The 13,094-nt window shown below is 33.5% G+C and carries 10 protein-coding genes; 5 read left to right on the plus strand and 5 right to left on the minus strand.

The window, feature by feature from the left end; translation table 11 throughout:
• Window positions 1-321 precede the first annotated feature (321 nt).
• From ACY191_RS12340 to ACY191_RS12360, 5 genes are all read left to right on the plus strand, one after another.
• A complete protein-coding gene (locus ACY191_RS12340) occupies window positions 322-1,188 on the plus strand; it encodes a DMT family transporter (RefSeq protein WP_042738202.1) in 867 nt (288 codons plus the stop codon).
• Between the two features lie 34 nt (window positions 1,189-1,222).
• Window positions 1,223-1,723: a preQ(1) synthase gene (gene queF, locus ACY191_RS12345; protein ID WP_042738201.1), complete on the plus strand. Its 501-nt coding sequence runs from the start codon at window positions 1,223-1,225 to the stop codon at window positions 1,721-1,723.
• A gap of 190 nt (window positions 1,724-1,913) precedes the next feature.
• Window positions 1,914-3,428 carry a peptide MFS transporter gene (locus ACY191_RS12350; RefSeq protein ID WP_229366994.1) on the plus strand — a complete coding sequence of 505 codons (1,515 nt, stop codon included), beginning with the start codon at window positions 1,914-1,916 and terminating at the stop codon, window positions 3,426-3,428.
• A 251-nt stretch (window positions 3,429-3,679) separates the two neighbouring features.
• Window positions 3,680-5,188, plus strand: a complete 1,509-nt coding sequence (locus ACY191_RS12355) for a peptide MFS transporter (protein ID WP_042738199.1) — start codon at window positions 3,680-3,682, stop codon at window positions 5,186-5,188.
• Window positions 5,189-5,306: 118 nt separating this feature from the next.
• Entirely contained in the window at window positions 5,307-6,269 is a 963-nt protein-coding gene (locus ACY191_RS12360; protein WP_107526582.1) for a diacylglycerol/lipid kinase family protein, read from the plus strand.
• A gap of 323 nt (window positions 6,270-6,592) precedes the next feature.
• Here the strand turns inward: ACY191_RS12360 and ACY191_RS12365 are convergent, their stop codons facing one another.
• The 5 genes from ACY191_RS12365 to recQ all read right to left on the minus strand — a co-directional run bounded on the left by ACY191_RS12365 (window position 6,593) and on the right by recQ (window position 13,088).
• Window positions 6,593-7,141, minus strand: coding sequence for a 5' nucleotidase, NT5C type (locus ACY191_RS12365; RefSeq protein ID WP_229366993.1), 549 nt, complete (start codon window positions 7,139-7,141; stop codon window positions 6,593-6,595).
• A 163-nt stretch (window positions 7,142-7,304) separates the two neighbouring features.
• Window positions 7,305-8,360, minus strand: coding sequence for a histidinol-phosphate transaminase (gene hisC / locus ACY191_RS12370; protein ID WP_229366992.1), 1,056 nt, complete (start codon window positions 8,358-8,360; stop codon window positions 7,305-7,307).
• A 168-nt stretch (window positions 8,361-8,528) separates the two neighbouring features.
• Entirely contained in the window at window positions 8,529-10,043 is a 1,515-nt protein-coding gene (locus tag ACY191_RS12375; protein WP_042738195.1) for an ABC transporter permease/substrate-binding protein, read from the minus strand.
• Window positions 10,044-11,003, minus strand: coding sequence for an ABC transporter ATP-binding protein (locus ACY191_RS12380; protein WP_229366991.1), 960 nt, complete (start codon window positions 11,001-11,003; stop codon window positions 10,044-10,046). It lies immediately after the preceding gene.
• Window positions 11,004-11,309: 306 nt separating this feature from the next.
• The gene (recQ, locus tag ACY191_RS12385) at window positions 11,310-13,088 is read right to left on the minus strand and encodes a DNA helicase RecQ (RefSeq protein WP_042738193.1); all 1,779 of its coding nucleotides are present in this window, start codon (window positions 13,086-13,088) and stop codon (window positions 11,310-11,312) included.
• Window positions 13,089-13,094 lie beyond the last annotated feature (6 nt).

A 13,094-nucleotide genomic window follows, 5' to 3' on the forward strand; every position in this document is an offset into this window, starting at 1 on the left:
AATTCAACTTTAAATTGAACTCTTAACTTTAAAAAAATTTTTTTACTAAAATTCCGTTCATTTTATTTGATTTTTCTAAAAGTTATACAAAGCGCTATATACCGTTGTTTTGCACATTGCGCCAATTATGTTGTATAAAATATTCAAAAAATTTGCTTTACTTTTTCTAGAATTTAATTTGAACAAAGTCCAAGATAAAAGGGAACATTTGTTCGTATTTATATGATATTATATTACTTCCCTAATTTCAACCATATATACATGTTTTAAATATTTATGCTAATATAGATACGTCAAATTTTTAAAATTGAGGCGATACTATTGAATCCTAAAGTTAAAGGTATCATCGCTATTTTAATTTCTGCTATTGGCTTTAGCTTTATGTCAGTATTCTTTCGCTTAGCAGGCGATTTACCTGTATTTCAAAAGTCATTAGCCAGAAACTTAGTAGCTATGTTTATACCTCTCTATTTCATATTTAAATACAAGCAACCTCTATTTGGTAAACTAAGTAGTCAGCCATTACTTATCTCTAGATCAACCTTTGGTTTAATTGGTGTATTACTTAATATTTATGCCATTGATCATATGATATTAAGCGACGCAGATACATTGATGAAATTAAATCCATTTTGGACTATTTTACTTAGCTTATTATTCTTAAATGAAAAAGTACGCAACTATCAATTTATAGCTATGATTGTGGCGATCTTCGGTATGCTCTTTGTAGTTAAACCTGAGTTCTCTTCGTCAGTGATTCCTGCTATCGGTGGTTTGTTCTCTGGTATTTTTGCCGCAGCAGCTTATACATGTGTACGCGCTCTAAGTTCTAGAGAAGCACCATATACAATTGTATTTTACTTTTCATTCTTTTCAATCATCGTGTTAATTCCATTCACGATTTTTACATTTGAACCTATGTCGTGGTTACAGTGTCTCTATTTATTAGGCGCCGGATTAGCTGCAGCCATTGGTCAGATTGGTATCACACTTGCCTATAGCTTTGCACCAGCAAAAGACATTTCGATATTCACCTATGCATCCATTGTATTTACTGCATTATTTGGCTTTATTCTCTTTGGAGAGTCACCAGATCTATATGCAATTTTAGGTTATATCATTATTATAGGATCTAGTTACTACATGTTTGAAAAAGCACGCCGACAACCCATTGACATACAGAAATAAATGTTAAAAATATATCTTAAAAGGAGCGATTTATATGGCTGAAGGCCGCAACAAAGATGAATTACAAGATATTACACTATTAGGTAACCAAAATAATCAATATGATTTTGATTACCGCCCAGACGTACTCGAGTCATTCGATAATAAACACCAAGGTAGAGATTATTTCGTTAAATTCAACTGTCCTGAATTTACATCTTTATGTCCGATCACAGGTCAACCTGATTTTGCGACGATTTATATCTCTTATATCCCTAATATTAAAATGGTAGAATCTAAATCATTAAAACTTTACTTATTCAGCTTTAGAAATCATGGAGATTTTCATGAAGACTGTATGAATATAATAATGAATGATCTTATCGAGTTAATGGATCCACATTATATAGAAGTATGGGGCAAATTCACGCCACGTGGTGGGATTTCAATTGATCCATATACCAATTATGGTCGTCCTAATTCTAAATATGAAAAAATGGCAGAGCACAGATTAATGAATCATGACCTCTACCCTGAAAAAATAGACAACCGTTAAACATTTCTTACAATTATAAAGAGCATCATCAGTGACGAAAACATCTGTTTTCGTCACTTTTTTAATAAATAAACAGTACAAAAGTCCAAACAAATCATTTAGCATTTAATATTGTACAAATAATACATACACTTGTCATTTTTATAAAAACAGTATAAAATTAATCCAACTATAATTGGGGAGGGAATTTATGAGAAAGGTTAATTATACGCACGAAGAAATTATGGAAAGTACACCACGTACAGGTTTCTTCGGACATCCAAAAGGACTAAGCACGTTATTCTTCACTGAATTTTGGGAGAGATTCAGTTACTATGGTATGAAAGCCATATTAATCTATTATTTATACTATACCGTTGCTAAAGGTGGTTTCGGTTTAGATGAAGCAGTCGCACTGCAAATTGTTTCCATCTACGGAACATTGATTTATATGTCGGGTGTAATTGGTGGTTGGATTGCTGATAGAATTACCGGCACTCAAAATGCTGTTTTCTATGGTGGATTCTTAATTATGATCGGACATATCTTATTGTCACTACCAAACAATCTAACTTTGGTAATGATTGCATTGGCCGTAATCATAGCAGGTACAGGCCTATTAAAACCAAACATTTCCACAACAGTTGGTGAACTTTACGATCGTAATGATGTACGTCGTGATGCTGCCTTTACATTATTCTATATGGGGATTAACTTAGGTAGTTTATTGGCACCATTAATCACTGGTTATTTACAAACAAGAGTGAGTTTCCATGCTGGTTTCTTAGCTGCAGCTATTGGGATGTTCTGTGGCTTAGTTGTCTATGCTATCAAACGCAAAAAGAATTTAGGTTTAGCGGGACGCAATGTACCGAACCCATTAACTAAACCGGAAATTAAAAAGTTTGTATTTATCACACTTGTCGTAATCGTATTATTTTTACTATATTTATTTTTACTACATTTAAATAATGCATTATCATTAGAAAACTTTAGTTTATTAGTAACAATATTAGGTATCGTATTACCAATTTACATTTTCTTGAATATGATATTAAGTAAGGATGTTACCAAAGAAGAACGTTCTAGAATCTACAGTTACATACCACTTTATATTACGTCAGTTGCATTTTGGATGATTCAAGAACAAGGTTCTACAGTTTTGGCAAGTTTTGCTGACAAAAAAACACAACTTGAAATGTCTGTCTTAACAGGCGGTTTAATTGATTTCTCTATCCCAGCATCTTGGGCACAATCATTAAATCCTATCTTTATCGTTTTATTAGCACCTGTCTTTGCTACATTATGGTTGAAACTAGGTAAGCATAATCCTCCAACTGTGCATAAATTTGCATACGGTGTAATTGTTGCTGGTTTATCGTATCTTGTAATGATCATTCCGCTAGCATCTGGACAATCACTAGTTAATCCATTATGGCTCGTATTAAGTTTCTTCTTAATCACGATTGGCGAATTATGTATCTCACCTGTTGGATTATCAACAACGACTAAATTAGCACCAATTGCGTTTACAGCTAGAATGATGAGCTTATGGATGCTAAGTAACGCTACTGCACAAGGACTAAATTCACAACTCGTAGTGGTATATACAAAGATAAATCAAAGTGATTATTTCATGTATTCAGGACTTGTAGCAGTTGTTATCGGTATTGTATTGTTAGTTATTTCACCTATTGTTAAACGTGCTATGAAAGGTGTTTATTAACATAAGTCAATAGAATCATATTAATGCAGTGGTGTATTTATGCACCACTGTTTTTTTATGCCTTTTTTATAAGTGTTATTTTACAATAATTATATTTTATACACCTTTCTGTCATGCTATTATATGAATAAATTATGTGAAAATTCGGAATATTGTTATTTTGAGAATATTATTGAAATTCAATAATATTAGGAGTAAAATCTTTTTTATACATTTTTTTATTGGGAGCAAGAAAGGACGGGGAATGTTTTATGCAAAATCAAACAACAACCCATGAGCAAGACGTGCAGTCTATCCCACAAAAAGGCTTTTTCGGTCATCCAAAAGGACTTGGCGTATTATTTTTCGTAGAATTTTGGGAACGATTTAGCTATTATGGTATGCGCGCACTACTCATTTTTTATATGTATTTCGCTATTAAAGATGGCGGTCTCGGTATGGATAAAGCCACTGCACAGTCTGTAATGGCAGTTTATGGTGCATTGATTTATATGACTTCAGTACTTGGTGGTTGGATTGCTGATAGAGTTACGGGGACACGTTCAGCAACACTAATCGGTGGTATATTAATCATAATTGGTCATATCTTCTTAAGTTTACCGCTTGATATTATAGGATTATTTATCTCTATGTTCTTCATCATTGTAGGTTCTGGTCTAATGAAACCAAATATTTCAAATATTGTTGGTAGACTTTACCCTGAAAATGACGTAAGACTAGATGCAGGCTTTGTAATCTTCTATATGTCAGTTAATATGGGCGGATTAATCTCACCATTAATTTTAAATCATTTCGTCGGTACAGGTAATTTCCATGGTGGATTCTTAATCGCAGCAATTGGTATGGCATTAGGATTAGTATGGTATGTATTATTTAACAAGAAGAATCTAGGTACAATTGGAACGAAAGCATCAAACCCACTAAGCGCTAGTGAGAAAAAGAAATACGGTATATTATTCACTATTGCGATCATAATTATTGCTGCTGTATTAATTATCACTGGCTTGACTGGTACCCTATCATTCAACATTATCAGTACTGCAGTACTCGTGTTAGGCGTAGCATTACCAATCATTTACTTCACGATTATGATTCGAAGTAAAGATGTGACAGATGATGAACGCTCAAGAGTTATAGCATTTATTCCATTGTTTATTCTTGGTGTCCTCTTCTGGTCAATCCAAGAACAAGGTGCCAACGTACTTAATTTATATGCATTTGAAAGCAGTGATATGAAGTTAAATCTCTTCGGATGGAAATCAGATTTTGGTCCAGCATTATTCCAATCAATCAACCCATTGTTCATTGTGCTATTAGCACCAGTGGTTTCAATGATTTGGGCTAAAATGGCACGACGTCAACCAAGTCTACCAACTAAATTTGTTTTGGGAGCATTTTTAGCAGGGGCATCATATATTATGATTGGTTTAATTGGTCATTCTGCAGGCGCTTCACATATTAGTGTTAACTGGGTCATCTTATCGTATATTATCTGTGTTATTGGTGAATTATGTCTGTCACCTACTGGTAATAGTGCTGCTGTTAAGTTAGCTCCAAAAGCATTTAACGCACAAATGATGAGTTTATGGTTATTAACAAATGCCTGTGCACAAGCAATCAATGGATCACTCGTCCACTTAATTGAGCCACTTGGTTATAAGAACTATTTCTTATTCTTAGGTGCTGTAGCAATTATTGTCAGTGTGATTATTTTAGCTTTTGTACCGAAGATTGTTAAAGGTATGCGAGGAATTAAATAATTGTTAAACTTAACTATGGTGAACTGAATGGTTCATCATAGTTTTTTTATTGTTATAAAAGGTATAATAAATAAGTAGGTATTGCTAAACATAAATAAAGAGAAGTATGGTGAATATATTGACTAACAAAAAATATAATCATGGTGTCTTATTTTACCATGAACATTCTGGTATCAAAGATATTTATCGAGGATTAGGTGACGTTACTGCTGCATTGACAACATTTTGTAAACACCTATCTATTCAACTAAGTGAAAATGAAGGCGATATTATTGAATATTGTAAGAAAATCAAATCAAAGTCATATAGTGATGATGTAGATATTGTCTTTATATTGGGTGGAGACGGAACGGTCAATGAATTAATCAATGGAATCATGCACAGTGAACTCGATATCCCTATCGGTATTATTCCTGGTGGAACCTTTAATGACTTTGTCAAAACGCTAAACCTAAGTCCGCGTCATAAAGCAGCTAGCCAACAATTAATAGAGGCCGAGTTGCAACCCTATGATGTAATGAAGATTAATAACCAGTACGCATTAAACTTTGTCGGATTAGGTTTAATTGTACAAAATGCCGAAAACGTTCAAAACGGAAACAAAGATGTATTTGGTAAATTGAGTTATGTTGGTTCGACCGTTAAGACCTTGCTAAATCCTGAATACTTTAACTATAAAGTCACTGTAGACGATAAAGAAATAAATGGTAAGACGTCTATGCTAGTCGTTGCAAATGGACCTTTCATTGGTGGTAGTCGTATCCCATTAACTGATTTATCTCCAAGTGACGGTTATTTGAATTCATTTATATTTAAAGAACAAAATACTCGAGTTTTAAATGATATTTTCAAACAACGTGATAGTATGAATTGGAATCATATGACTGAAGGTATTCAACACATTTTAGCCAAAAAGATTTCGATAACAACTGACCCCGTAGTCAAAGTAGATATCGATGGTGAAATTGCATTAGAAACACCATTAGAGATAGAAATCATTCCAAACGCTGTTCAAATCCTAACACTAAATAATACAGTATCAAATAACAATACAACAGCGGATGAAGAAATCGAATCGTAGTTAATATCGCTATTATTATTACTAAATAGTCATACGCTGATAGCACACTTTAATCATCGAAAAAATAATGACTTTGTTCAATTGTTTATTGTTATAGAAGTAAACTATTTACTTGCGTATGTGTGGGCGAGACTCCTGAGGGAACAGGACAAGCTGAAGACTACAGGCTGAAGCTGTCCCCTAGGAAAGCGTTGCCCTTTACATACGCTTAAAAAACAAAAAAATTAGCCATTAAATGAATCAATAATAACTTCATTTAATGGCTATTTCTATTTATAGTGCAGATTATTTACTCTATATTTTCAACAATAGAATAAATCTACCTAAATTTGATATGATTTATCTCCTAAGAAATAAGCTTCCACATCTTGCCAATTATTAACACGTGTGAAACGATCATCATTAATATTATGAGATGCTGTATACATAATAGGCTTACCTGTAAAAATACTCAACTGCCTTGGATTATCATCAATTAAATAATCCGCATGTACAATATTTTTTCTACCACAAAAAACAAACTGTTGTGGATCTAAAAATGGAAAATACTCCCTTAACCATTCATATTTATCGTGAAAAGAAGTTGGTACATCCATCGCAGCTGTCGCAATATACACATCATAATGCTCAGTTAGTTTCTTCACAACTGCTTGCGCATCAGCCATAATCTCTAATTTCCTAAAGAAACCTGGTTCACGAAGGATTTCAGTCAGTAGTCCATCATGTTCTGGCATTGCATGTCGTAATTTCATACCATCCAACATATCATATGAAATACCTAAATCCGTTCGTTTATTAACATCTTCAATTAATGCACCTACTGTATCTGCTAATACTTCATCCATATCAATTGCAATAGATTGTCGTGTCATTTAATACTCTACTCCCTTTTTAATAACATCATTCATTTCAAACATCACTAAGCTATCTTTCCCTTGCTACTATCCCTACTACATCTTGTAAAATGGAACGTTTCCTACATCATCATAAATGTATCAACCATAAAGCATAATTGGACTATTTTTTATTTATATTTTATAACTCAAAGTCCTTTAGTACCTCAATCATTTTATCATTTTGTTCTGGGAATCCAATCGTAATTCTTACACCATTTGGAAATTCTCGCGTTATACAACCAACATTTAACAATGCTTCATATAACTCATGTGGTTTGGAAGTATTTACAAAGACGAAATTGGTTTGGCTATCAAAGAATGCATCACGTTTATCAATTGCGAAGAATTTTTCTCGTTCTTCCGCATTACGTTCACGAATAAACGTTAAATAGTCTTGATCTTCTAACGCCGCTAGTGCAGCGTATTCTGATAAGCGTCCCACATTAAATGGTGGGCGAATAATATTCCATTGTTCTATCGCTTCTTGTGCAGCAACGACATAGCCTATACGCATGCCTGCTAAGCCATATGCTTTTGAAAATGTACGTAATAAAAATGCATTGCTAAATTGTTGCTGTAATGCTAAAGTATCAGGAAAATCTTGTGCAGTGACAAATTCTACATATGCTTCATCTACAATTACTGGAATATGACTTGGTACTTGTTCTAAGAACCCTTTAAGTTCTTCATGCGTAAAATATGTCCCAGTCGGATTATTCGGATTACATAGCCATACTAACTTTGTTTCGTCGTCAATTTCATTAAGTATTCCATTTAAATCAAAGTAGCCATCTTTCAATGGTACTTGTACTACTGTTGCCGCTTCAACTACTGCGTTGTGATAATACTGACCAAATGTCATTTCACTTGTCACTATTTTATCACCAGCAGTCAACACCGCACGAGAAATCATCAGGATGACTTCATCTAAACCCGCTCCAAACAGGATACGTGATGGTTCGACATTTAGATGTTTACTAATTGCATCTTTAATCATTGGAGAACCCGTTTCCGGATAAAAATTCAACTCTTCTAAATGACTTTGAATTGCTTCTTTAACCTTTGGTGATGGTCCATATAAATTTTCATTTGATGCTAATTTATATAATTCACCTTCAATGCCGTAAGTCTCTTTTAATGCACGAGGCGATAACCCCGGTTCATATGCTGATAATTGTTCTATTTGTTTTTTCATGGTTGCTTCGGTCCTCCTTAATTTTACAGAAATTTCAAAACTTAGTAACTATTATAAACCTTATATGATGGGAAAATCAATGTGTCCCCTAGACAGAAGAAATACTCTGATATACAAAAAGAGAGTTTTAAATGTAAAATACATAAAAAACTCTCTTATTATTCCAATTTATTTTAAAATGTGTTCGCGTTCCAAATAATCCTTTGCAACTTGATATGGGTCCTTTTTCTTCACGGTTACATCATAATTCATTTGTTGCATGTCTTCATCAGAAATTTTATTAGCTAATTGATTTAATGGTTTTTTAATTTCAGGATGTTCTTTAAGGTACTTTTCTTTAAACATCGGTGCACCTTGATATGGTGGGAATACATGTTTATCATCTTTTAATACAACCATATCATATTGCTTTAATTCCGCGTCCGTTGAATAGGCATCTATTAAATTAATGTCACCACTTTTGATTGCTTGATAACGTAATTTAGGCTCCATTGTCTTCGGCTTAGATATGTCTAAATGATATGCTTTTTTTACTGCAGGGTAACCATCTGAACGATCATTAAATTCCAATGTAAAACCTGGCTTAATTTGATCACTTACTTTATTTAAATCACCAATTGTTTTAATATTATGCTTTTTAGCAAAGTCTCGTTTAACCGCTAAGGCATAAGTATTATTGTATTTCATAGGTTTCAGCATGGTCATATCGTATTTTTTCTCTAAGCTATCTTTAGCTTGTTGATAAACTTTATCTTCTTGTTTTGATTTTAAGTCTTCTTTCGTTAATTCTCCAAGCACAGTGCCAGTAAATTCTAAATAACCATCGATATCGTCAGACTTTAAGGCATTAAATAAGAATGATGTCTTACCCATGCCATCTTTAACTTCTACCGTATCGTCAGTCTCTTTTTCTATCAATATCTTATACATATTCGTAATAACTGATGGTTCTGATCCTAATTTACCAGCTAACGTTACTTTTTCACCCTTCTGAGCTAATAAAGGTGCGATAATAACTAATAATAATACAATTACGATAATTGTTAATGAAATAATCAATTTTTTGTATGATAAACCTTGCATATAACGTAAGGCTAAATCAAATAATATCGCTAACAACGCAGCAGGTATTGCACCAATAAGAATAAGTGAACTATCATTTCTATCAATACCTAATAGAATTAAATCCCCTAATCCCCCTGCTCCAATAAGTGCAGCAAGCGTAGCGGTACCAATAATCAATACCATAGCAGTTCTAATACCAGCCATTATTACTGGCATTGCAATAGGTAACTCGACCTTTGTTAGTCTACGTCCTGGTTTCATACCAATACCCTTTGCCGCTTCTACAAGAGAAGGATCTACTTCTGCTATACCTGTATATGTATTTCTTAGAATAGGTAGTAAGGCATAAACTACAAGTGCGATAACGGCTGGCACTTTACCAATACCAAACAATGGAATCATTAATCCTAATAGTGCTAATGATGGAATAGTCTGGAGTATCGCAGCGATATTCATAACAATTTCAGATAGTTTTTTAGTTTTTGTTAATAAAATACCTAAGGGTACTCCAATTAACGCCGCAATAAGTAATGCAATAAATGAAATTTGTATATGTTCAAATATCGTCGTCAGTAGTTGACCGCGTCTATCTGAAAGTGTCTGTAATATTTCAGTCATCTAAGACACTCCTTTCGCTTCAGCGAACAATTTAAACACATCTTGTCTGTACATCAAATAGCGTTGGGCATTAGCTTTATCATCTATGATTACTGCATCATGTGTAACAAAATGCGAATATACATCCTTGACCAATTGACCACTGTCTACTAATGGATACGTCTGCACTTCCTGTGACTCATTAATTAATGTTAACTGTTCTGTTAACTCTGATAATTTCACATCATTTAATGAGCGTTGTACCTTATTGCCTAAAAATTGTTCTACAAATGCATTATTAGGTCTTGTAGCAAATCCCTCTGGTGTATCAATTTGTTCAATTTGACCTTCATTCAATAAACATATTCTGTCACCTAATTTCATTGCTTCTTCAATATCATGTGTGACAAAAACAATCGTCTTCTTAATTTGTTGTTGGAGTTGAATTAAATCATCTTGTAGTTTTTCTCTGCTAATCGGATCTAATGCACTAAATGGCTCATCCATGAGTATAACGGGTGGATCTGCAGCAAGCGCCCTTACTACCCCAACACGTTGTCGTTGCCCACCAGATAATTCATCAGGTTTACGTTCTTTGTATACAGTGGGATCTAAACCAACCATATTTAATAATTCATCGATTCGCGTTTCAATATCTTGCTCTTTCCACTTCTTCATCTGTGGTACTTGGGCAATATTTTCTTTAATTGTCATATGTGGAAACAGTGCAATCTGCTGTAACACATAACCAATATCCCAGCGCATCTCATATACAGGATAGTCACTTATTGGTTTGTCTTTAAAGTAAATATAACCTTCAGTTAGAGCAATCAATCGATTAATCATTTTCAGAGTAGTCGTTTTGCCACAACCTGATGGACCAATTAAGACAAAAAACTCTCCTTCTTTAATATTAAAACTTACATGATCGACCGCCGTCTTATCCCCATATTTCTTTACAACATCTTTAAATTCTATCACATTGTCACCTTCAGTCTTTTATATACACTAATATACAATTAATTGTAGTGTCCGTATTCCCTTTTAATTAAATGTATATGTAAATATCATTAATTTATCCAAAAAAAATACACACTTACAAAATTAAATACCACAAAATCTATTTAATACTCAAAAAATAAAGTTAATTTTAATAACCAATCAAAATAATGCCTATACAAGACTTATTTCGACATGTTGTTAAAATTAACTTTGAGATAATTTATAAATTGCCCATTGTTGTACAATGGTTATCAACACTACATATGCATTTTCCGCATAGTCAATTTAAATTTGTGCTTTATAAGATTGAATAGTCTCTAAGAACATTGGACAGTAATGCTTTAATTTATAACTTCCTACACCATCAATAGAGATCATATCTTGTTTAGATTCTGGCTTTCTTTTTGCAAATTCTTCTAAGGTATAATCTGAGAAAATACTTACCGGCGCAATATCCAAATCTTCACTCAATTTCTTACGGACTGCAATCAATTCATCAAATAATGCACGATCAACACCTTCGACGGTATTGATATTCACAATTTCTTTCGATTTACGTTTAAATGGAGTTGTAAAGATTGTCACTTCATCCGTCAACAATTGTTTGACTGAATTATCACACGTCAAAATTTCATCGTGTTCGTTTAAATATCCCTTAAATCTAAGTTCATCGATTAAATGACTAAGATCTGAGGTTGTATATTGCTTCATTATGCCGTGTGTAGATAATTTATTATATTCACAATAACGGATATAATCAGTATCTTCACCTCGTAGAACTTGAATAATAACACTATAGCTTTCTTTTTGTTTCATTCTCGCGATACAACTTACAATCATTTTTGCTTCATTAGTCATGTCATACGTCTTGTTCTCTCGCGTACAATTACTACATTGCTCACACTCTTCTAGCTTTTCATTTGGTTCAAAGTAATGGACTAACGTTGCTTCCAAACACTTCTTCGTTTTTGTATAAAGAATCATCTTTGTTAGTTTTTCACCCATTTTATCTTTGTAATCATCATCTGCTTTTGAAGCAGAAATAAAGTACTGATGCAAACCGATATCGCGTTCACTAAAGAGTAAGATACAATCACTTTTCAGACCATCACGGCCAGCACGACCTGCCTCTTGATAATATGACTCTAAATCACCTGGCATATTATAATGTATCACAAAACGCACATTCGACTTATCAATCCCCATACCAAATGCATTCGTTGCAATTACTACACGCACACGATCATAGACGAAATCATTTTGCGCAGCTTCTCTGTCTTTGTTAGATAACCCTGCATGATAAATCGTACTGCTGATTTCATGATCTTCTAATGCTTCTTGCAACTCTTCAACCTGTTTACGCGTAGAACAATAAACAATGCCAGCTTCATTTGCATGTGATTTCACATATTCAAGTACAAATTTTTGGCGTTGATAAGTTGGGTTGACTTGAAAGACTAAATTACGACGTTTCGTACTTGTTTTAACTTCATCGTGTTTATTAATATTTAGTCTTTCCATGATATCTTTTTGCACTTCAGTCGTGGCAGTTGCAGTCAAAGCTACAATTGTAAAGTCTTGTGGTAAAGCAAATACCTTATGAATCACTTCTTGATAACTTGGTCTAAAATCATGCCCCCATTTAGAAATACAGTGTGCTTCATCAAATGCTACTAAATGGATAGGTAGACGTTGTAATAACGCCATAAAATAATCATTATTAAAACGTTCTGGAGCAACATAAAGAAACTGTATGTCACCATTTTTCAATTGCGCTTCAATCGCCTTTTGTTCTTTCTGCGTTAAACTACTGTTTAAATATGCTGCGCGAATACCAGCAGCCTTCAATTGATCGACTTGGTCCTTCATTAATGAAATTAATGGACTAATGACAATTGTCGTACCACCTAGCATTAAACCTGGCACTTGATAACAAATCGATTTACCACCACCAGTTGGTAACACCCCTAATACATTACGTTGATCCATTACTTTTGAAATTATTTCCTTTTGGCCAGGACGAAACGTGTCATAACCAAAATAATGCGATAAAGTTGATTCCATGTTATA

The organism is Staphylococcus sp. TCBT05, assembly GCF_055179755.1.